The organism is Urechidicola sp. KH5 (assembly GCF_054661455.1).
This window is the reverse complement of the sequence record NZ_BAAFSW010000002.1, coordinates 761,564-785,969: the sequence shown is the minus strand read 5'-3', so window position 1 is coordinate 785,969 and position 24,406 is coordinate 761,564. Positions and strand designations below refer to the sequence as shown.

General features: G+C 34.2%; 14 protein-coding genes. All 14 read left to right on the top strand.

Annotated features, from left to right (window positions below; genetic code table 11):
• Positions 1 to 17: 17 nt before the first annotated feature.
• The 14 genes from ACYQ5R_RS08055 to ACYQ5R_RS07990 all read left to right on the top strand — a co-directional run bounded on the left by ACYQ5R_RS08055 (position 18) and on the right by ACYQ5R_RS07990 (position 24,406).
• Positions 18 to 2,486, top strand: a complete 2,469-nt coding sequence (locus tag ACYQ5R_RS08055; RefSeq protein ID WP_460190408.1) for a T9SS type A sorting domain-containing protein — start codon at positions 18 to 20, stop codon at positions 2,484 to 2,486.
• A 17-nt stretch (positions 2,487 to 2,503) separates the two neighbouring features.
• Positions 2,504 to 4,555, top strand: a complete 2,052-nt coding sequence (locus tag ACYQ5R_RS08050; RefSeq protein WP_460190407.1) for a T9SS type A sorting domain-containing protein — start codon at positions 2,504 to 2,506, stop codon at positions 4,553 to 4,555.
• 23 nt (positions 4,556 to 4,578) lie between these two features.
• On the top strand, positions 4,579 to 4,932 hold the full coding sequence (locus ACYQ5R_RS08045) for a hypothetical protein (RefSeq protein ID WP_460190406.1): 354 nt from the start codon (positions 4,579 to 4,581) through the stop codon (positions 4,930 to 4,932).
• Between the two features lie 46 nt (positions 4,933 to 4,978).
• Positions 4,979 to 5,899 carry an alpha/beta hydrolase gene (locus tag ACYQ5R_RS08040; protein ID WP_460190405.1) on the top strand — a complete coding sequence of 307 codons (921 nt, stop codon included), beginning with the start codon at positions 4,979 to 4,981 and terminating at the stop codon, positions 5,897 to 5,899.
• Between the two features lie 89 nt (positions 5,900 to 5,988).
• Positions 5,989 to 7,443 carry a sulfatase-like hydrolase/transferase gene (locus tag ACYQ5R_RS08035; protein WP_460190404.1) on the top strand — a complete coding sequence of 485 codons (1,455 nt, stop codon included), beginning with the start codon at positions 5,989 to 5,991 and terminating at the stop codon, positions 7,441 to 7,443.
• A gap of 4 nt (positions 7,444 to 7,447) precedes the next feature.
• A complete protein-coding gene (locus ACYQ5R_RS08030) occupies positions 7,448 to 8,878 on the top strand; it encodes a sulfatase (protein ID WP_460190403.1) in 1,431 nt (476 codons plus the stop codon).
• A 140-nt stretch (positions 8,879 to 9,018) separates the two neighbouring features.
• Positions 9,019 to 10,488: a sulfatase gene (locus ACYQ5R_RS08025; RefSeq protein ID WP_460190402.1), complete on the top strand. Its 1,470-nt coding sequence runs from the start codon at positions 9,019 to 9,021 to the stop codon at positions 10,486 to 10,488.
• Positions 10,489 to 10,517: 29 nt separating this feature from the next.
• Complete coding sequence (locus tag ACYQ5R_RS08020) at positions 10,518 to 12,011, top strand: right-handed parallel beta-helix repeat-containing protein (RefSeq protein WP_460190401.1); 1,494 nt, start codon at positions 10,518 to 10,520, stop codon at positions 12,009 to 12,011.
• Positions 12,011 to 13,621, top strand: a complete 1,611-nt coding sequence (locus tag ACYQ5R_RS08015) for a right-handed parallel beta-helix repeat-containing protein (RefSeq protein ID WP_460190400.1) — start codon at positions 12,011 to 12,013, stop codon at positions 13,619 to 13,621. The genes ACYQ5R_RS08020 and ACYQ5R_RS08015 overlap by 1 nt, the downstream gene beginning before the upstream one ends.
• 8 nt (positions 13,622 to 13,629) lie before the next feature.
• Positions 13,630 to 15,144 carry a sulfatase family protein gene (locus ACYQ5R_RS08010; protein WP_460190399.1) on the top strand — a complete coding sequence of 505 codons (1,515 nt, stop codon included), beginning with the start codon at positions 13,630 to 13,632 and terminating at the stop codon, positions 15,142 to 15,144.
• The gene (locus ACYQ5R_RS08005; RefSeq protein WP_460190398.1) at positions 15,144 to 17,744 is read left to right on the top strand and encodes a GH116 family glycosyl-hydrolase; all 2,601 of its coding nucleotides are present in this window, start codon (positions 15,144 to 15,146) and stop codon (positions 17,742 to 17,744) included. Before ACYQ5R_RS08010 ends, ACYQ5R_RS08005 begins: the two co-directional genes overlap by 1 nt.
• A gap of 4 nt (positions 17,745 to 17,748) precedes the next feature.
• Positions 17,749 to 19,863, top strand: coding sequence for a T9SS type A sorting domain-containing protein (locus ACYQ5R_RS08000; RefSeq protein WP_460190397.1), 2,115 nt, complete (start codon positions 17,749 to 17,751; stop codon positions 19,861 to 19,863).
• Between the two features lie 2 nt (positions 19,864 to 19,865).
• Positions 19,866 to 21,299, top strand: coding sequence for a sulfatase family protein (locus ACYQ5R_RS07995; protein ID WP_460190396.1), 1,434 nt, complete (start codon positions 19,866 to 19,868; stop codon positions 21,297 to 21,299).
• Complete coding sequence (locus tag ACYQ5R_RS07990; protein WP_460190395.1) at positions 21,296 to 24,406, top strand: glycoside hydrolase family 2 TIM barrel-domain containing protein; 3,111 nt, start codon at positions 21,296 to 21,298, stop codon at positions 24,404 to 24,406. Before ACYQ5R_RS07995 ends, ACYQ5R_RS07990 begins: the two co-directional genes overlap by 4 nt.

The window sequence follows — 24,406 nt, the reverse complement described above, 5'->3', positions numbered from 1 at the left end:
TATCTAAAACCCTAATTATGAAAAAAATTACTCAACTATACATATGTATTTGTTTATTTAGTGTGCAAATTGCTTATACGCAATCTCATTTTGAAATTATTGAAGCCGAAACAGTCTTTAATTCTTTAAATCCTGTTCCAGCTACGAATCAAATTGAGAAAAAAAATGGAGGAAACAATGCATCTGGAGGTGAATGGGTAATAGTTAAAAGTGGCAACTCTCTTACCTTTACTTCAGGTACAATTCCAGTAACGGGATCGTATTATCTCAAAATATTTCACTACAATAACAATACTGCACAAACCGCCAACATAAGTATAAATGGTGCCGCAGCCTATCCTATTACCCTAAACGCTACAAAATGGGAGTTTCAAGGTATAGGACATTATACCAAAATACCAGTAAGTCTAATTGGTGGTCAAACCAATACAGTAGAAATAATTTATCATTCAAGTAATATACTGATAGATTATGTTGTCATTACAGATCAAGAATACGCTACCTATTATGTTAGCAATACCGGTTCAGATATTGCAAGTAATGGATTAACTCAAGCCAGTGCATGGCAAACATCTAGCAAAGTGAATGAAGCAACAAATTCTGCCAACAATTATGGATTATTAGAACCCGGTGATAAATTACTCTTTAAAAAAGGAGAAACTTTTATAGGTCAATTTATTATTAATTGCTCTGGTACATTAGCAAATCCTATTCAAATTGGCAGTTATGGCAGTGGAAGCGCTAAACCAATTCTAACCGGTGTCGGAGCAAATATGGGTAATAATAACGATGGAGACGCAATTGAAGTTATTAAAATGACTAATACAAGTCATATACTAATGCAAGATCTTGAAATAACGAATGAAAGAATGGTTGGTTTAGGCTGGACAGGTTCTGGAAATAAATCTTATGGAATCGTAGTAAAAGCCAATAAATGGGGAGGTAGATCAAAAGGGCTAACTTTTAGAAATTTGGATTTTATGAATATTTATGGTGTAGATATGATTGCATGGGACGGCTCTTTTAATTATGAATATTATAATGCTCAAGCTTTTTTCTTTGATTCTGATGAAAATCATGACGGAAGTTCAAATCCTACTACTCCTACTGAAGTTGGAATAGACGATGTATTAATAGAAGATTGTCATTTTGAAAATTTAGGAGGTACTGCCATTAGTGTTAGACATTTGGGAGGTTATGATACGAATGGTCCGAGTGAAAGAAATCAGAACTACGTTATTAGGAATAATCACTTTGAAAATTTAGGAGGTGATGGTGTTGTATTTGCTTCTGTTTTTAATGGCTTGGTTGAAAATAATGAATACCATAATTTAGGATTGGGCGATAAAAATGATCAAAATGATCTTTTATTTGGACGAGGCGAAGGCTGCTGGATCTGGGACTCATGGAATGTGGTTGTACAATACAACAAACAATACAATAACAAGGGGTTTGGAGATACCTACGGAGCTGGTGGACATATAGATTTTTATTGTAAAAACTCCTTATTTCAATACAATTATAGCGAAAATACCGACGGTGGTTTTGTTGAAATTTTAGGAGATTGCGATAACTCAATTTTTAGATATAATGTTAGTGTGAATGATGGTCATAGAACAGATCACCACAACTATACCATTTGGTTATCTGGATACGTAGGTACAGGTAATCCTCCTGTGCCATCAAGAGATAATTATATTTATAATAATACAGTATATGTAAATAAGGCAAATATTGACACTCAGATTTCCATTTTTGCAGAAGATACTTACATCTACAACAATGTTTTTATGTTTTTAAATGGAAGCTCCATGGGAATTAGAAATGCAGATGGGGTAAACGGATTTTTAGAGGACATGGAAAATGGAGGTGTTCTAAATGTTTCTAACAACATGTACCAAGGTTCTATTAATACCACTTTTAAAAATAAAGATGGAGATCCATTAGACAATGCATGGCCATCATTTTCGTCGCCTGGAGGCACTTCTCCTGGAGATGACAATGGCGATGCAGATATTTATGATATAAGTAACGGTAGTGTTTTAATTAATGCTGGTAAATCTTTTACGCAACCTTCATTCCCTTCAGCAGGAACAGGAATATTTGCGCATATTTCAGCCGAAGCATTTGATGATGGTTTTGGAAATACCGTAGATATTAACAACCATCCACCAAACATTGGAGCCAGTAACTCTCACAATTCAAATAGCGTGTTAGGTTTAAATGAAGTAAGTAACAATTCGCTATTTACAATCTATCCAAATCCTGTTACCAATCGTGTCAATTTAAACATCTCAGAAACTTTAATAAATTCAACAATTCAAGTTTTTGATGTGACAGGTAAAGAAGTTTTTACACATAAAGAGAGTTTAAGTTCTGGTGAAAACAGTATTGAATTACCCTCTAACATTAAAAATGGTATCTATTTCCTAAAACTTACAGAAGGTAAAAAAACACAAACACAACAATTAATATTATATAGATAACATCTAAAACTCTAATTATGAAAAAAATTATTCAGATCTTTTGTTATATCTTATTTAGTATTATTTCACTCAATGCTCAAAACACTTACTATATGAGTAACAGTGGTAACGATAATGACGATGGATTAACACCTGGAACAGCATGGCAAACATTTACAAAATTAAATGCTGCCTTAGAAACAAATAATAATAGCGGCTATATTTCACCCGGTGATAAAATATTATTTAATCGAGGAGATACCTTTGTTGGTCAATTGTTAATTAAACGATCTGGTACAGCAGTAGCACCAGTTGAAATTGGTAGTTATGGTAGCGGAGCTAAACCAATTTTAACTGGTGTTGGTGCCAATATTGGTGCTTTAGGCGGGGATGCTCATGAAGTTATTAAAATTATAAATGCAAGTCACTTGATTGTTGAAGATTTACACATTACCAATAATAGACAGACAACCTCATCCTATTGGACTGATAATAAATCTTATGGTATTGTTGTTAGAGCCACCAAATGGGGCGGTAGATCTTCAGGATTAACTTTCAGAAATCTTGAATTTCAAAATATTTATGGTGTAAGCATGTTTACCAACCCAAACACAGGAACTCCAGAGTTCATTTTAGATTATTATAAAGCTCAAGCTTTTTTCTTTGATTCTGATGAAAATCATGACGGAAGTTCAAATCCTACTACTCCTACTGAAGTTGGAATAGACGATGTATTAATAGAAGATTGTCATTTTGAAAATTTAGGAGGTACTGCCATTAGTGTTAGACATTTGGGAGGTTATGATACGAATGGTCCGAGTGAAAGAAATCAGAACTACGTTATTAGGAATAATCACTTTGAAAATTTAGGAGGTGATGGTGTTGTATTTGCTTCTGTTTTTAATGGCTTGGTTGAAAATAATGAATACCATAATTTAGGATTGGGTGATAAAAATAACTCAAGTGATCGTCTATATGGTAGAGGTGAAGGCTGCTGGATCTGGGACTCTTGGAATGTGGTTGTACAATACAACAAACAATACAATAATAAGGGGTTTGGAGATACCTACGGAGCTGGTGGACATATAGATTTTTATTGTAAAAACTCCTTATTTCAATACAATTATAGCGAAAATACCGACGGTGGTTTTGTTGAAATTTTAGGAGATTGCGATAACTCAATTTTTAGATATAATGTTAGTGTGAATGATGGTCATAGAACAGATCACCACAACTATACCATTTGGTTATCTGGATACGTAGGTACAGGTAATCCTCCTGTGCCATCAAGAGATAATTATATTTATAATAATACAGTATATGTAAATAAGGCAAATATTGACACTCAGATTTCCATTTTTGCAGAAGATACTTACATCTACAACAATGTTTTTATGTTTTTAAATGGAAGCTCCATGGGAATTAGAAATGAAGATGGTGTAAATGGATTTTTAGAGGACATGGAAAATGGAGGCGTATTAAATGTTTCAAACAACATGTACCAAGGTTCTATTAATACCACTTTTAAAAATAAAGATGGGGATCCATTAGACAATGCGTGGCCATCATTTTCATCGCCTGGAGGCACTTCTCCTGGAGATGACAATGGCGATGCAGATATTTATGATATAAATAACGGTAGTGTTTTAATTAATGCTGGTAAATCTTTTACGCAACCTTTATTCCCTTCAGCAGGAACAGGAATATTTGCGCATATTTCAGCCGAAGCATTTGATGATGGTTTTGGAAATACCGTAGATATTAACAACCATCCACCAAACATTGGAGCCAGTAACTCTCACAATTCAAATAGCGTGTTAGGTTTAAATGAAGTAAGTAACAATTCGCTATTTACAATCTATCCAAATCCTGTTACCAATCGTGTCAATTTAAACATCTCAGAAACTTTAATAAATTCAACAATTCAAGTTTTTGATGTGACAGGTAAAGAAGTATTTGCGCATAAAGAGAGTTTAAGTTCTGGTGAAAACAGTATTGAATTACCCTCTAACATTAAAAATGGTATCTATTTCCTAAAACTTACAGAAGGTAAAAAAACACAAACACAACAATTAATATTATACAGATAATACTTAACTATAAATTTAATACCATGAAAAGATTAACACTTTTAATCGCTTTTATTGCAATATCAATTACAAGCTTTTCGCAACAAAACAAATACTACGAAGGAAGATTTGACCGCGCTAAAATATTTGCACAAGTAGCAGCAGATGAATTCAATCTAACAGCAGAACAACAAGAAGAATTGTACACTAAAAAGCTAAAACATTTTGAAGATCAATTCGCTGCAAATAAAAAATTCAAAGCAGGTGAAATCTCTGAAGAAGAGAAAAAACAACCGAATAAAGAATTCGGTAAATATTTCAACAAGTTAACGGGTAAAACGTACAAAGAATTAAAACCTTTCTACGCCAAAGTAAAAAAGGAAATAGATAAGTTATAATTTCTTAAATAAGATCCTAACTATGCCTAAAACATAGCTAGATACCATGCTTAAAAAAATCACTTTTACTTTTCTTTTATTACTCCTTGTTCAAATTTGTAATGCTCGAGATATCAAAGAGACAATCAAGTTTAAACCAGATGCTTCGGTTGTTTATAAAAGTATAGGTAAAAGTGATTTAAAACTTCATTTCTTCTATCCTAGCAATCATAAAATTTCTAATAAAACTCCTGTAATCGTTTTCTTTCACGGCGGCGGTTGGAGAGGTGGTGGACCCTCTCAGTTTTTTAACCAAAGTAAATATTTTGCATCAAGAGGATTAGTTGCTGTTAGTGTGCAATATCGAACAGAAAAATCTCACGGCACTTCTCCTAAAGATTGTGTGAAAGATGGTAAGTCTGCAATACGTTGGATTAGATCTCATGCAGGAGAGTATGGTATTGACCCTGATAAAATGATTGCAAGTGGAGGTTCAGCTGGCGGCCACATAGCTGCTTCAACAGCAATTTTAGATAAATATAACGAGACAGGAGAGGATACATCAACGAGTTGTATGCCAAACGCATTGGTATTATTCAACCCTGTAATAAACAATGGTAACGAAGGTTTTGGATATGAACTTGTAAAAGAGTATTGGAAGGATATTTCGCCTGCACATAATTTAAAAAGGGGTCTACCTCCTACTCTAATTCTGTTAGGAACGAAAGATACCGCTTTTAAACCTCATCTTGCTCAAAAGTTCAAACAAGAAATGGAGGGATTTGGCAATGAATGTAAGTTAATGCTTTACAAAGATCAAGTACATGCCTTTTTTAATATCAGTCATAGGGATATGCATTTTAAAACAATGGCAGATGCTGATACCTTTTTAATTTCTTTAGGCTATTTAAATGGAAAACCAACTACTGATAAGTTTAGAAAAACTGTTTTCCCTAATGAAAAAAAAACACAATCATTTAAACCTTAATCATTTTAAGAAGTCATAGATTATAAATCTATTCGAAAATAAAATTCGTACAGTACTTAGAAAAAATTAATCCCAAAATATAACAACTCATGATTTATAGATTTTCATTTTTAGTATGTCTATTCTCAATAATTCAAATTGTTGCTCAGGAGCAAAAACCAAACCTTATCATCATTCATACAGATGAACACAATTTAAGAACTCTTGGTGCTTATAGAGCAACCATGCCAAAAGAGCAAGCAGAAATTTGGGGTGAAGGTAATATCGTAGAAACTCCAAATATTGACAAAATTGCCAACGAAGGCGCAATAGCCCTGAATTGGTATGCTCCTTCTCCTGTTTGTACACCATCAAGAGCATCAATGGTTTCTGGTTTATACCCAGTAGCTACGGGTTCACCAGTAAACGATATGCCTTTAAATGACGACCTAGTTACCTTTGCACAGGTTTTAAAAAATAATGGCTACGCTACCGCCTATGTAGGTAAATGGCACCTCGATGGTGAAGGCAAACCAGGTTTCGCTCCTGAACGTAAATTTGGATTTACGGATAACCGTTACATGTTTAATAGAGGGCATTGGAAAATGTTAGGAGAGAATGAACATGGAGCATTTGTTGATCAAGAAATTAACAATCATGGTGGTGGTGTTTGGGATCATGAAAAAGCAAATAGAGAAAACTTTACCACCGACTTTCTTATTGATAAATCGCTTGAAATCATAGAACGAGATAAAAACAAGCCATTCTGCTTAATGATTTCATTACCTGACCCTCATGGTCCAGATCAAGTAAGAGCTCCTTATGATACTATGTATGCAGATATGGAATTTAAAGTACCAGCCTCAGCAACAAAAACTGAAAATCAGATCCCAGGATGGTTAAACCTAAAAGGCAAAAAAAATATCGTAAAACCAGCTAAACTTAAAAAAGGTTTGACCAACTACTTTGGGATGGTTAAAAATATTGATGACAACGTTGGTCGAGTTTTAGATTTCTTAGAAGAAAATAAATTAGACAATAACACCATCGTTGTATTTACTTCTGACCATGGCGATTTATATGGTGAACATGGCAAACTAAATAAAGGCCTACCCTACGAAATGTCAGCTCGCGTTGCATTTATGTTGAGATACCCAGATCAAGTAAAAGCTGGGAAATCTATTAATAAAGCTTATACAATGGTAGACTTTGCTCCAACCATTTTGGGTTTAATGAATATAGACCACTCAGCGAATAAGTTCCATGGGATTGACGCCTCGAAAGATTTTATTTCTTCTCAAAAAAAGGTGAAAGACGATAGTAGAATTGTCTACTTAACCAATGCAAATGGCAGATGGGTAGCTGCGTTGAACAATCACTATAAGTTGGTATTATCTCCTCAAGATACACCCTGGTTATTTGACTTAGAAAAAGATCCAAACGAATTAGAAAATCAATACAATAATCCTGAATATAAACAAATTGCTAGCGAATTAAAAAAAGAGTTATATGCTCAAATGAAATTGTACAAAGAGCCCTTAAATGTGGCTAAATTAAAAAACTAGCAACATGATAAAATCTATATTTTTAAAAGTAACAATAGGCTTGCTTTTAGGTATAAGTACCTCTTGTTATGCTCAAGAGCAACCGAATGTATTATTTATAGCTTTTGATGATTTAAGACCTTTAGTTGGGGCCTATGGAGAACCTGATCCATTAACACCTAATATAGACGCACTGGCTTCTGAAGGAACTAGATTTAACAAATCTTATGTGAGTTACCCACTCTGCTCACCATCCAGAGCTGCAATGCTTACCGGTATCCGTTTTGATAATCAAGTATGGGTTAACGGTAAAAAAGAATGGACTTTCCCAAAAATGGTAGGTATTCAAGATACTTGGCCCAAAGTTTTAAGGCAAAATGGTTATTGGACCGCAACTAGGGGTAAAATATATCATGGCAACGTACCAGGAAATCAGAAAGGTACTTGGGACATTGCAGGTAAAGCAAAAAAAGATCATAGTGATGGTGGATCAGAAATTGAAGATAAAATTGTTGATATAGGTGGTAGACAAGACCAAATTGAAGAGTATTATAAAAAAGATGCAGGTCCAGCAGCTTTAATGTATGCATCAGTGGACGGTCCAGATAATTTATTAAACGATGGTAAAACAGCAGAGGATGTTATTGATATAATCAAAAACAAGCGAGATAAGTCAAAACCATTTATGATTTCTGCTGGTTTTGCAAGACCACATATGCCTTGGGTAGCTCCTAAAAAATATTTTGATATGTACCCCGAAGATGCAGGAACATTAGCCTACCTGCCAGAAGGGGCTGAAAAAGATATCTCTAAAGACGTGTACCAAGGTAGAGGTGCAAAGTTTGGTTGGAATGAAGGCGTAAACGATGCTACAGCCAAAAAACTTATTAGAGGTTACATGGCAAGTACAACGTATGCAGATGCTCAAATGGGAAAAATTATACAAACTCTTAAAGACGAAGGATTGTATGACAATACCATTATTATTGTTTGGGGAGACCATGGTTACCACTTAACAGACCATGGGAAATGGCGCAAAAATACAGGGTACAACATATCATTGAGAAATCCTTTTATTATAAAAATGCCCAATTCTAATACTGCGCAAGTCGTAGAAAACGTCGTTCAAAACTTAGACATCTACCCTACTTTATTAGAGCTGTTAAATATAAAACAGCCTGAACATATAACATTGCATGGTAACAGTTTGGCACCGTTACTAAAAGGTAAAAAGATAAGTTGGGATAATATAGTATATACCTGTGCTGTTGGCAACTACGGTTTAGTAACAGATAAGTACCGCTTTACAAAATTAAAAGAAGGAGGTTATCACTTATTTGACTTAGAAAATGACCCACATGAATGGAACAATCTTGCAAATCAAAAACAGTATCAAAATCTCATTGAAGAATTTGAAGCTAAACTAGAGACTGTTATTTGGAATAAAACACAATAAAAATAATCAATATTCAAATAAGTGTAAAGAATTAGGGAACTAATTTTGGTATTGATAAAAAACGACAAAGCCCCTTAATTTCTCGTAGGGTTTTGGATTTTAAAACTATCATATAAAAACGATATATTAATTAAACTAACATGTATAAAAATTTAACCTTTTGTATCTGCGCATTGTTAATTGGTGCGCTTTCTGCATTCGCACAAGACCAACAACCAAACATCTTATTCATAGCAATAGATGACATGAATGATTGGACGGGCTTTTTAGGTGGTCATTCAGAAGCAATTACTCCAAATCTAGATAAGATTGCTGATAAAGGAATCAATTTCACAAATGCACATGTTTCTGCTCCAGGTTGCTCACCAAGTAGAAATGCATTGTTATATGGTGTAGAACCATTTAACTCCGGTTTATACCCATTTTATGATCACGATATTCACGATCAATTGAGAGAAAAATATACTACGCTTCCAACCTTGTTAAAAGCGAATGGATACAACACATTCGGATCAGGAAAAATTCATCACGGCAGTTCAGACGATCCGAATGAATGGACAGATTATTATAAACCTAAGGCTGCTCAAAAGAAATTTAAAGAGGGCGAAGGATATAAAAGAAATTCTAAACATTCTTTTAGACCAACCTTGCATCCAGATGAAGAACATAAAGATCATCAATTTGCAAATTATGGTATAGAAAAATTAAAAGAAAAACATGATAAACCATTTTTCTTGGCTGTTGGAATTGTAAAACCTCATTTACCCTTTGACGCTCCAATTCGATTTTTTGATCAATATCCAAAAGAAGTAGATTTAGAGAATTATAAAGAAGATGATTTAAAAGATATTCCTCAAGCAGGTAAAAAATTGATCAAACAAGGAGAGTTTAACCAGTATAAAAAAGACGAAGCATGGGGTAAAATTAGAAGAGCTTATTTAGCTTCAATCTCATGGGCAGATTACAATATTGGTAGAGTATTGAAAGCACTTGAAGAAAGCGATTATGCAGAAAATACCGTTGTAGTTATTTGGTCTGACCACGGCTTTCATTTAGGTGAAAAAAATACCTTTAAAAAGTTTACGCTTTGGGAAGAAGCCACAAAAGTTCCGTTTATAATTTATGATGGAAGAATAAAAAATCAGCCTAAAGGAAGAACATATGATGAACCTGTTTCTTTAATTAATGTTTACAAAACTATAGCCGAATATACTGGAGTGCAAGTGCCTGCTTATGTTGATGGAGAAAGTTTAATTCCAGTTGTAAAAGATCAAAATAAAGAACTGAGTAAACCTACTATTACTTCTTGGGGTAGAGGTAATTATGCGGTAAGAACTAAAACGCACAGATATATACGATATCACGATGGGAGCGAAGAATTATATGATCATACTACAGATCCTAATGAATGGAAGAATTTAGCGAAAGATGCAAGTTACACAGACTTAATTATAGAATTTAAGTCCCAACTGCCTCAAAATGAAAAACCAATGATCGAAGACTATGTGAACATTTGGAGTATAGAAGGAGCAGATAGAGCAAAATATAGAGATAATGCTGCACCACAAACTAATATTAAGAAAAAGAAAAAGGATAAGAAGAAAAACTAATCAATAGTATAGCTCCCAATATTTCAAAAATGAAATTTTATAATCATATTCTGTCAATTGTTTTAATGGTATGTACGAATACAGTGCTCGCCACTAATTACTATGTAAATAGTAAAACAGGAAATGACGATAATGATGGTAAAAGCGAACAGAATGCATGGAAATCTCTAAATAAAGTTAATGAAGAAGAATTTTTACCTGGAGATATTGTACTATTTGCCGCTGGAACTTCTTATGAAGGTCAATTGATTCCAAAAGGTTCTGGTAATAACAAAAAGGTTATACAAATTGATAAGTATGGTAAAGGCGCAAATCCAGCAATACATGGTAAAGGAGAAGAACTGTATACTCTCCTGCTCTACAATGTTCAATACTGGGAAATTAGAAACTTAGAAATAACAAATCAAGGCAGTCAGCCACTGAGAAAAAGACGTGGCGTCATTGTTCGTGCTGAGAACTTCGGAGATTGTAATCACATTGTTTTAGAAGGTTTAGAAATCCATCATGTAAATGGGTTCTTAGAAAAAAAGAAAGGGGGAGGTTCTGCAATTTTATGGGAAAACAAAGGAGAAAAAGTAAAAACCAGATTTGTAGATTTACAAATTCTTAATAATTATTTACATCACTGTGAACGTAATGCGATCAATTCAAGAGGATACGCGAATCGCACCAAATGGCATCCAAGTATTGGTGTTGTAATTAGAGGAAACCTTATTGAAAATATTCCTGGTGATGGAATTGTTCCAATTGGTTGTGATGGAGCCTTAATTGAATATAACGTTATAAGAAAAGGCGTAGATAGTATGCCTTTTGGTGATGCTGCAGCTGGAATTTGGCCTTGGAGTTCAGACAATACGCTTATTCAATTTAATGAAGTTAGTGATCATAGAGCAAAATGGGATGGACAAAGCTATGATGCCGACTTTAATTGTATTGGTTCAGTATTTCAATACAATTACAGTTTTGACAATTGGGGAGGTTTTATGTTAATCTGTAATAACGGATTAAAATTAGGGCAACCTATAAATATTGGCACAGAAAACACAAAAATTAAGTATAATCTAAGTGTAAATGACGGTATCCGTCCATATAAAACACATAACAAACGTTATTTTTCCCCTACGTTTCACATCACCGGACCTGTTCAAAACACAGAGATAAATCACAATATATTAATATTACCGAACAAGGAGATTCCTGAAATTGAAAACACATTAATTGAATTTAATGATTGGGGTGATACTTTTCCTATCCAAACCAATTTTTCAAATAATATTGTAAGGAATCAACAGCTAGCTTCTATTCTAAATCCAGATAAATCTAATGAATTTGTTCAATCTGCAAATGACATACAAACTTCATTTAATTATGATGAACGAAATCCTCTAAGAATATTAAATAGTCTAAGAGATCATCAACTTTTTAAAGACAATAAAAAATTTAAAATACTAACAGATTTTATTGAATTCAGAATTAAAAATCCTGATCCAAGATTTAAATCACCTCTAAAAAATAGCCTATAATGAAATCAAACAAGCTATTCTTCTTGTGTTGCGCTCTAATTTTTAGCGTATCAATGTTTGCCACTGAATACTATGTAAATTCTAAAATTGGAAATGATAAAAACACTGGTAAAAGCCCTGAACAAGCATGGAAAAGTCTGGATAAAGTAAATCGAAAAAACTTTAAAGCGGGAGACCAAATCCTATTGGCTACAGGTTTAGAGTACACAGGCACATTAATTTTAGATAAACAATACGGCTCTAAAAAGAACCCCATTATTGTTACTAGCTATGCATATAATAGCAATACAGAAAAACCTCACATTAACGCTAAAGGGTATTTAAATGGTATTTTAATTAAAGGAGGGAGTCATCTAAAAATTGATGGAATTAGTGTTACTGCAAACGGTGGAGACAATAATCCTAAAAAAGGAATGCGTTGTGGTATTTTTTATACTACTAGCGACGGTATTTTCGAGAATATTACAATCGAAAACTGCACTGTTAAAAACGTTTTCTTTGAAAATTCAGGATTTCAGAGAGGAGAAAAAGAAGTGAAAACGGCCAATGGTACCCAAAGTTATGGTTGGGGTATTCGTTTTATTGTAAATAAAAAAGCTCGATTAAAAGGCGCATATGTTCAAAATAACCGTGTTGAAAATGTTGCCCATACCGGAATTAAAATCAACGGAAAAATTGATAACCTAAATGTTTTGAATAATGAAGTCTTCAAAACCGGAGGTCCAGGTATGCAATTCAGTCATATTACAAACTCGTTAATTAAAGGGAACGATGTGAACTATTCAGGATCAAAAGATGACAGCAGAAAATGGGGCCGCGGTAGTGGTATGTGGACCTGGGGAGTAGATACCGTATTAATCGAACATAACCAATTTAGAAATTCCAACGGACCTGCAGATTCTGCTGGATGTCATATAGATTTTAACTGTAAAAATGTTGTTGTACAATACAATGTGAGCGAAAACAATGCAGGCGGATTTGCTGAAATTTTAGGTAATAACTGGAATTGTTCTTACCGCTATAATATTAGTATAAACGATGGGCATAGAGTAAAAAAGAAAGGAGTTGCTTTTCAAGAAGGAAAAATTTACTGGTTAAGTGGTTTTGTTGGAAAAGACAGAAAAAGAAAAGGACCATATAATTCATATTTCTACAACAATACTATTTATGTTAAAGATGATATTACTGCAAAAATGGCCGTAGCCAAGGTGGCAGAAGGTGTATTGGTAGCAAATAACATATTCTACATAGAAGGAGAAAGCAAAGCGGTTTTAGGAGATCAATACCAGCCTCAAGAAGAAGGAACAGCAGATATACCAAATGTTATCTTTAAAAACAATCTGTTCTTAAAAGCTAAAAATTGGCCAAAAAATGTAATGATTCAAGATGAAGACCCCATTATTGGAAATCCCAAGTTTAAAAATCCAGGAGGTATTGAAATACAAGATTACATTCCAACCAATAAATCCTTGATTAAGAATAAGGGAATTAAAATACCATACATTACTGGAGATACCAAAGGACTTTATGTAGGATTAGAAGTAGAAACAGATATTTTAGGAAACAAGATTAAAGGCAATCCAGACATGGGTGCCATAGAAATTCAATAAGAAGATTCATGCAATTCACAAAAACATTATTCGCTATAACACTTTTTGCAAGTGCATTTACATTTGCTCAAACCGAAAAACCAAATATTGTAATCTTCTATGTAGATGATTTAGGCTATGGAGATTTGAGTTCTTATGGCGCCAAAGCAGTTAATACACCCAACGTCGATAAACTGGCCAATGGAGGTGTTCTATTTACAGATGCTCATAGTTCTTCTGCAACCTGTACGCCATCTAGATATTCTCTATTAACAGGTAGATATGCCTTTAGAAAAAATGCTGCAGTATTGCCCGGAGATGCTCCATTGTTAATAAGTACTGATCGCCCTACTCTTCCCAAAATGCTTCAACAAAACGGTTACAATACAGCCGTTGTAGGTAAATGGCATCTAGGTTTAGGCAATGGTAGTGTAGATTGGAACGGAAAAGTGAGTCCAGGGCCCTTAGAAATTGGATTTGATTACAGTTACTTAATTCCATCAACTGGAGATCGTGTTCCTTCGGTAATGTTAGAAAACCATCATGTTGTTGGTTTAGACCAAGAAGATCCTATTCAAATAAATTACAAAAAGAAAGTGGGTACAGATCCAACTGGAAATGAAAACCCAGATTTAGAGCGCTATGCTTCTGATGATTTTCATGGTAAAACCATTGTAAATGGTGTAGCTCGAATTGGATATATGACAGGAGGTAATTCAGCGCGCTTTAAAGATGAGACTGTACCGTATCAAATGCTTAGCAAAGCTCGAACTTTTATTGATGAAAGTAAGGAAGAACCTTTTTTCCTCTACTTTTCGTTTCATGATATTCACGTACCTCGATTACCAGATACTCGCTTCTTAGGAGCAACGGATATGGGAGTGCGTGGCGATGCTATTGTTCAGATGGATTACATTACTGGTGAAGTAATAAATCACCTAGAGAAAAGAGGTTTGGATAAAAATACAATTGTGATTTTCACAAGTGATAACGGACCAGTTTTGGATGATGGATATGCCGACGAATCTGTTGAACGATTAGGAGACCACAAACCTGCTGGACCTTACCGTGGAAATAAATACAGTGCTTTTGAAGCAGGGACTCGTGTTCCAACTATTGTGTATTGGCCTGGGACAATTGCTCCAAAGAAAAGTAATGCTTTAATGACTCAAACCGATATTTATGCATCTGTTGCCGAATTAATTGGACATAAATTAGATGCTATGGAGGCACCAGACAGTTATGCTATGTGGGATGCCTTTTCTGGAATTTCAGATAAGGGACGAGAGTTTTTACTAGAAGAATCTGTTACCCTTTCTTTAAGACATAAAGATTACAAGTACATCCATCCTACTAACAAAAACCCTTCTTGGATTAAGAAAGAAAAGAACATAGAGTCGGGTACTTCCAAAAAAGCTCAATTATTTGATTTATCTGCAGATGTTGGAGAAACTCAAAATATTGCCGATAAAAAGAAAAAATTAGTACAAAAATTTGCCGCAGAAATAGAGAGGATTCAAAATAATGAAGTAACAAGAGAGTAATGATCAAAAGATTTCTTCTAATAGTCACTCTTGCGATTAGTTGCAATCTTATTGCTCAAAATCTATTGAGCAAACAAATAGCTATTTTAAAAAGTTACGATAAAGATCATTTGCATCGTATTGCCTTGCCAATAGGTGGTATTGGTACAGGTACTGTTTCTTTAGGTGGTTCAGGAGAATTAAGAGATTGGGAAATAATGAATGTTCCTGCTAAAGATTATAGCACGGTTACAACCGGTAATGATGCACCATTCTTCGCTATTTATACCAAAAAAATGAACGAATCTCCTAATTCAAAAGCACTGCTTGGACCAATAAATACCGGAGACTATCAGCATTATGAAGGGCGTTCAGTTAACCATCATGGCTTTCCACGATTTAGAGAAGCATCCTTTGATGCGACATACCCTTTTGGTATGGTTAATCTATCAGATAAAACAATGCCTGTAGATGTTAAAGTCATTGGGTATAATCCCTTTATTCCAGCTGATGCAGATGCTTCCGGTATTCCAATCGCTATACTTTCTTATGAAGTTACCAATACTAGTAATGAAGAAATAGAAGTTTCAATTTCTGGAAACATTCGAAATTTTATTGGCAAAGATGGCAGTAGGCACACCTCTGATTGGAAAGGAGATTTTATCCCAATTGGTGCAGAGGATAATAAAAATGAATTTAGAACTACTGAAGTAATAAAAGGCATTTACATGTATTCAGAAGGAGTGGATAAAAATGATGCTGCTTGGGGAACCATGGCTATTTCAACTCCAAACCAAAAAGACGCCACAATAACATATAGAACTAGCTCTACTAAAAACGAATGGTACAATAGTACACTAAATTTTTGGGATGATTTTAGCAGTAATGGTTTACTAATAGAAAAAGACAAACAATACGATAAAGACCCTTTAGCTTCTTTGGCAGTTCATAAAATTCTAAGTGCCGGAGAAACTAAAATATTCAACTTCTATTTGACATGGCATTTCCCAAATAGATATGCTTGGTCCAAAGAAAAATTACAGAATTATTACACCACTAAATATAACAATGCGTGGGATGTAATTGAAAAAGAAATCAGCAACTTACCTGAATTAACCAATAATACTATAGCTTTTACAAATTCCTTTGTACAAAGTTCATATCCCGAAGTAGTAAAAGAAGCTGCCTTATTTAATTTAAGCACCCTAAGATCTCAAACTGTTTTTAGAACAGCAGACGGAAAAATGTTTGGATGGGAAGGAGTAATGGATAGAAAAGGCTCCTGTTTTGGCTCTTGTACACATGTTTGGAACTACGAACAAGCCACGCCATTTTTATTTAATGATCTAGCTAGAACCATGCGAGAGGTTGAATTTGATTATGCTACTGGAGAAGATGGGCATATGGGATTTCGAACAAAATTACCTTTAGAATTAGATGTTTCGGGGATAGATTTAGCTGCAGCCGATGGACAGATGGGAACCATTATGAAGTTTTATCGAGAATGGCAATTATCTGGAGATACGGAGTTTCTAAAAAACCACTGGTCAAAAATAAAAGCGGTTCTTGGCTATGCTTGGATAGAAAATGGTTGGGATGCCGATGTTAATGGAATAATGGAGGGCATACAACACAACACGATGGATGTAGAGTATTTCGGTCCAAATCCACAAATGCAACTTTGGTATTTAGGAGCATTAAGAGCTGCCGAAGAAATGGCCAGTTTTCTTGATGATCTTGCCTTTGCAAAAAAATGTAACGAATTATTCAAGTATGGAAGTGCGTGGACAGATGAAAATTTATTCAATGGAGAATATTATGTTCACAAAATGGAAATACCAAGTTCCAAAAATGATATTCCAAAAGGTCAAATTGGTGAGAAAAGAGTAAAGCTACTAGATTTGAATGATCCCTTTTATCAATTAAAAACAGGCTGTTTGGTCGATCAATTGGTAGGTCAATATATGGCTCATGTATTGGGGTTAGGCTATTTGGTGAAAGAGGACAATGTAAAGTCAGCACTAAAAAGTATTCAAAAGTATAATTATAGAGATAATATGTATGAGCACTTTAACAATATGCGCTCGTATGCAATGGGAGATGAAAAAGCACTATTAATGGCTAGTTGGCCAAATGGTGGAAGACCAACAATACCATTTCCTTATTGGTCAGAAGTCATGACTGGTTTTGAATATACAGCATCCATCGGAATGCTGTATGAAGGTTTGGAGGAAGAAGGGTTAAATAATATCAAAAACATTAGAGATCGTTATGATGGCTTGAAAAGAAACCCGTTTGATGAAGCAGAGTGTGGACATCATTATGCTCGAGCAATGGCATCTTGGGCATCTCTCATAGCTCTTAGTGAATTTCAATATTCAGCCATTGAAAAATCAATAAAATTTACGGATAAACCAGGTAATTATTTCTGGTCAAATGGCACCGCTTGGGGCATGTGCTCAATTGATAAAAATCAAGAAGAATATAGCGTGAAATTTGACGTCTTGTACGGTAAATTAGAACTTGATTCCTTTTCAATTAAGGAGAGAACCTTTTTATTAAATAAAAAACAACGATATTTATCAAAAGGTAATAGTCTCATTCTTAATAGAAAATTCTAAAAATATGAAAAAGATCAACTCCATTTTAACTCTTTTGTTCATCTGCAATACCTTACAGATAAAGGCTCAAGTACAGTTAAATATTGATGCAACAGATAAAAGCCATATTATACATCCTATGATTCAAGGTCATGGACTCGTTTATTCAGAAGAAGACGATGCCATATACAACAATGGCACCATGGCTCAAATATATCAAGATGTTGGTGCGGGTTTTCTTCGCTGGCCTGGGGGTACAGTAGCAACGATGTATCACTGGAACAATCTATCTGGTGTGGGATGGATAGATAACTGGAATCCAAGCTATAACGATGCAAATGATAGACCCGCTGCAGAATTCATGGATTTAAATGAATATATCACTTTAACAAATGCTGCTGGAACGGAACCAATGCTAGGTATTAACATGAGTTCTGGAATGGAGTGGAATCGAGAAGCAGATGCTATTCAAGAAGCAGAAGATATGATTAATTATTGCCTCAACAATGGCTTTAATGTTAAATACTTTTATCTAGATAACGAAACTTATCATCATGGTAATGGTTACAATAAAGATGTAGATGGTGATAATGAAGAATGGACACCTCTATTGTATGCGCAAAAAATCAATGTATATGCTGCTGCAATAAAAGCACTTGTACCAGATGCTATTCTCATTGCTAACTGGACGGATAAAGTAAGAACTAATATATCAGCATATACTACAATAATTAATACAGCTGGTAATAATATTGACTATATCGATGTTCATTGGTACTGGAAATGGGGTGTTGCTAATTGGAATGCTTGGAAAGCAACAACACCAATGGAAAACGATACAGATTGGTACGATGGTGGCACTTTTGTAGAAGAGATAGAGTATTTTAATAACTTAACCACTTCTCTTGGGAAACCACATATAAAATTAGCCGCTTTAGAATGGAATATCGCACCTGGAGATTTTCATTCGAACCCTGCACATACAGAATTTATGCAAGCATTAATGCAATCTGAAATGCAGTTGCAATTTATTCAAGGAGGATTGGAACTCGCTGCAATGTGGACGACGCAATGGGCAGATTATGCAAATTCTGATTTTATGACCTTAGTAGATTCTGATGATAATTACAGCCCTACCCCAACTGCACTTATGCTAGAATTATATAAAAATGCGATTAATGGAGAATTGGTTAGCTCAACAATAAGTGACAATCAAATATTAACTGCTACAATTTTAAAAGGAGATAAAGTTTATGTTTATATATTGAGTAAAGATGATGCTCAAAACAATGTTGAATTTAATTTTACTGGAGTTGACGTGCTGTCAGTTCATGAAGCTAAGCGATTCAAAGATCCAGGAGTATTGCAAGATATAGGCTTATGGAATCATGCTACAAGAGGAAGCTATATGGCTAATATTCAAGCTAACACTTTAACCATGGTAGCCTTTGAAAGAGACCTAACTCAAAATATGTTATTAAATGGTGATTTTGAAAATGCGCTTAATCATTGGACACCTTGGAATGGCCCGACAAATACCACAGATGCATTTGAAGGTAGTTCTGCCTTAAACATGATAGATAAAGGGTCTGTTTACCAATGGGTAACAGTAGAGCCCGATACAGAATATACCCTTTCAGCCTATTTAAAAACAAGTAATGCTGCAAATAGAGTTGTAATGATTATTGCAGACGGAGATGAAGTAAATCAATATTCAACTGAATCCTATGATACAGCATATACCCTGCATCAAATTACTTTTACTACTGATGTAGATCAGACACAATTAAAAGTATCTATTTGGCAGCCTCCGAGCGGCACTGTTACTGCCAATGCAGACGATGTTCAACTCATTAAAACTAACAATGTTTTAGGGTTAAGAGAAAACTCAATTGATAACACTTTTAAAATATACCCTAATCCTGCAAAAAATTCTATTTCGGTTTCAACCTATAGTAACATTTCTAACGCCCAAATAGAGTTGTTTGATATGATGGGAAATCAGGTAGCTAAACAACAATTAAATTTCTCTAACAATAAAACTACTATGTCTGTTTCTAATATTTCAAGAGGGATTTATATTGCAGTTGTATCTAGTAAAGATGTAAAGAAAGAAGTGAGCAAAATTGTATTAAATTAAAAATGACAATACACAAACATTTTATATTTCTAATAGGTTGTTTTTTAACACTCATTTGTGCAGGTCAAGTTTCTGAACAACCAAATTTCATTATCTTTTTAACAGATGATCAAGGATATAATGATGTAGGTGTTTTTGGTGCAGCTAATATCAAAACCCCTCATTTAGATCAAATGGCTCAAGAGGGTATGCTATTTACAAATTTTTATGCACAACCTCTTTGCGGGCCGTCAAGAGCGGCATTGCTAACTGGTAGTTATCCAATGCGCATTGCAGAGCCTGAAAACACAAAAGAAATTCACACTCAAATTCACCCCAAAGAAATAACGATTGCAGAGATATTAAAAACAAAAGGATATAAAACAGCATGTATAGGGAAATGGCATATTGGCGATGCGCCAGACCAAATGCCATTAAAACAAGGGTTCGATTACTTTCTAGGCACACCAAAATTTAATGGTTCTACCAAGTATATCGAACAAAACAAATTTAGATGTTCGGTACTTAAAAACAGTGATACAATTAAAGTTATTAATACCGTTGAAGAAATGGGCCTACTTACAAAGATGTATACCAAGGAAGCTCTCGATTTTATTAAACAAAATAGAAACGAACCATTTTTTCTATACCTATCACATAATATGCCTCATGTTCCATTGGGAGTTTCAAATGAATTTAAAGAAACCTCTAAAGGCGGCTTTTACGGAGATGTTATTGAAGAATTAGATTGGAGTATGGGTCAAGTTTTAAAAACACTTAAAGAATTAAATTTAGAAGAAAATACTTTCGTCATTTTTACCTCAGACAATGGTCCTTGGAATGAAGCTAAAATTGGAGATCACGGTGGAAGTGCGTATCCATTAAGAGGGAATAAAACACAAACCTGGGAAGGGGGGGTGCGTGTACCTGCCATTATGCAATGGAAAGGCAAAATACCAGAAAATATTGTTAGTAATGAATTGCTTACTACCATGGATTTCCTTCCCACTTTTGCTGCATTAGCGAAGGCCGAAATACCTAAAAGCACTATAATCGACGGAAAAGACTTACAAGAAGTACTATTTAGAAATGGTAAAAGCTCTCATGATCGATATTACTATTATTTTTATACACATCTGCAAGCAGTGCGTGATAAAGAATGGAAATTAGTACTCCCTCGTGTCGGAAAACCTGCATATCTTAAATGGGCTGCGCGAAAAGTAGAACCTGTAGAAGAACTGCTACTATACAACTTAAAAAATGATAAAGAGGAAACTACCAACGTAGCTAATCATCATCCAGATAAAGTAAAAGCATTATTATTGTTAATTGAAGAAGGTAGAAAAGAATTAGGCGATCAGGATAAAATTGGTCAAAATGTTCGATTCTATGACTCTAATTCAAAAACAAGTCGAATAGAAACATATAACCATTGGAAAAATACTATTGAGAAATGAAAAAGTTATCCTTTTTAATACTTGTATGTAGCACCATATTTTGTTTTGCACAAAACCAAAATGATTGGGAAAACCAAAACGTAACACAAATAAATAAAGAAAAACCAAACGCTACTCTTTTTTATGATGATAGCAGCGCCGATGTAACCTCACTGAATGGTATTTGGAAATTTGCTTTTTACAATAACCCTAGTGAAGTGCCAGAAAATCTAATTCCTAGCAAATGGGATGAAATTACAGTTCCAGCAGCTTGGGAAATGCAAGGATATGGCAAGCCAATATATACCAATATTGTATATCCATTTGATAAAAACCCTCCATATATTTCAGGACAAAACGGCAATCCAGTTGGGCTTTATCAAACTACATTTACATTAAGTGAAACCAATTCGAAAGAAACATTTGTTCGATTTGAAAGTGTGGCCTCTGCTTTTTATTTATGGATAAATGGTAAAAAAGTAGGTTATAGCCAAGATAGTTGGTCTCCTGCTCAATTCAATATTTCAAAATATGTAAAGCAGGGAGAGAACACGCTAAAAATACAAGTATTTAAATGGAGTGACGGCAGTTATTTAGAAGACCAAGATGGTTGGCGAATGGGAGGCATATTTAGAGATGTGAACCTCATTCAAAAACATCCAGTTTATATACAAGATTATTTTGTAACTACTCCACTCACCGAAATTGGAGCAGATTTTAATTTAAAATTAAACCTGAGTAATTACTCCGATCAAGAGTTAGGTAATTATAAGGTTTCAATTAAACTGTTGGATAAAAATGGTGTTACCGTTGTGAATGACACAATTAATGCTTTAAAAGAATTTGTGTTTAAAAAATCTATAAATGATGTCGTACTTTGGTCGCACGAAACTCCAAACTTATATCGGTTAATTATTGAATTACAAGAGAATAATATAACGATCGATGCAATTTCTTCTAATATAGGCTTTAGAGAAGTATCTATTTCAGATAAACAAGAATTACTGCTTAACGGTAAGTCTATTTTAATCAAAGGTGTAAACATCGTTGAGCATGATCCTATACATGGTAAACACATACCAAAAGAACGTATTGAGAAAACAATTAAACTTCTAAAACAAAACAACTTTAATACTGTTAGAACTGCCCATTACCCTGCGTCTCCTTATTTCTACAAATTATGTGATGAATATGGCTTGTTAGTAATAGACGAAGCAAATGTTGAATCTCACGGCATGAAATATGGTGCTGCCTCTTTAGCAAAGCAATCTACTTGGGAAAAAGCACATGTAGAAAGAATGGAAGCTATGATTCAACGCGACAAAAATCATCCAAGTGTAATTATGTGGTCTTTTGGAAATGAAGCCGGTAATGGAGTGAATATGGCAGCAATGCAAAAGCGCACCAAAGAAATAGATACCACAAGGCCAACACACTACCATTCTTCTGAAGAACCAATTTCATATGACACCTATGGTGGTGGAATTTGGAAAGGTGGTAAAAAACATAAATTTGGCAGGTATCAATCAGTAAAAGATATGGAACATATTGGATCGATGAATCTGGATAAACCTTATCTCTTAAACGAATATGCACACGCTATGGGTAATAGTGTTGGTAATTTACAAGAATATGTAGATGTATTTGAAAAATACCCATCGCTTATTGGTGGTTGTATTTGGGATTGGTCTGATCAAGGAATTACCAAATCGATAGATGGAAAATATGGCAGCCAAATACAAGATATTAATCATGCCCATGAAGAATGTCTAAAACCAGAAAGCAATTATTTTTGGGCGTATGGAGGAGATTTTGGCGATACACCAAATGATGGTAATTTTTGTATGAATGGAGTAATGATGGCTGACTTAACGCCTACTCCAAAAACTGTTGAAGTAAAAAAAGCATATCAAAACATTGCTTTTAAATTGATAGACACATTAAATGGAGTTGTAGAAATCAAAAATAAATTTTTTGAAACTAATTTAAATAGTTTTGATATTGAATGGCAGTTGCTAGAAGAAGGTCAAACGATTCAATCTGGCGAAATGCATTCTGATTTAATCGCTGGAAGTGCTGACAATTTTAAATTGAGAGATTATAATTTACCAGCATCCTCTCTTTTAGAATATACCCTGAAACTACAAGCGAAAACTAAATCGAATACAGATTGGTCTGCTGCTGGCCATATTGTCGCTTGGGAAGAATTTATTGTAAAAGAAGCTCCTTTAGAATTAGCCAAAATTAATTCTGAAGAAAAAGTAAAAGCGAGAGAGAAAGACAATTCTATAATTATAACTTTTGAAAATGGACAAATAGTTTTTGATAAAGTAGTGGGTCACATAAAAAGCGCCAAATACAATGGCATGAAAGTTATAGATGGCTCAATGGATTTAGCTTTTAATAGAGCCTATATAGATAACGATAAGAAAATTAATTTGCGTAAAACTTGGGATGCGATTGATTTCCATAATTTATTACCCACTGTTGAGCATTTTAATATGCACAGAGAAAAGAAAAGGGTAATTGTTGAGTTTAGAAAAAAATATCTATCTATTGGCAATACAAAAGGATTTGCAACCAATGAACAATTTATTATTAATGATAATGGCATTGTAGAAATTAAAACAAGTGTTTCATATTTAGGTGAAGGAGCTCCAATTACTTTTCCAAGAATTGGCTACGAACTGAAAGTCAATAAATCATTTAGTAACAGTATTTGGTATGGAAAAGGCCCAGGAAGTTCTTATAAAGATCGTAATACAGGTATGCAATTGGGTATATACAAAGCTACAATTGACGAGCATTTTGTAAACTACGCAAGACCTCAAGAAAATGGAAATAAATCAGAAATTAGATGGGGTAAAATTTTTAAAGACGAAAATACTGGTATCTTATTTAAGAGTAATAAACCCTTAAATTTTTCATTTAGAAAGTATACCACAAAACAATTAAACGATGCTACACATCCATATCAATTAAAAGCAAACGAATTTAACATTCTTAATATAGATTTTGACCATGGTGCACTTGGTAATGGTAGCTGCGGTCCAATACCTATAGAAAAATACTACACAGATATTTGTGATAGAAGTTATTATTTAAGAATCCATTTAGGAAATTATTAA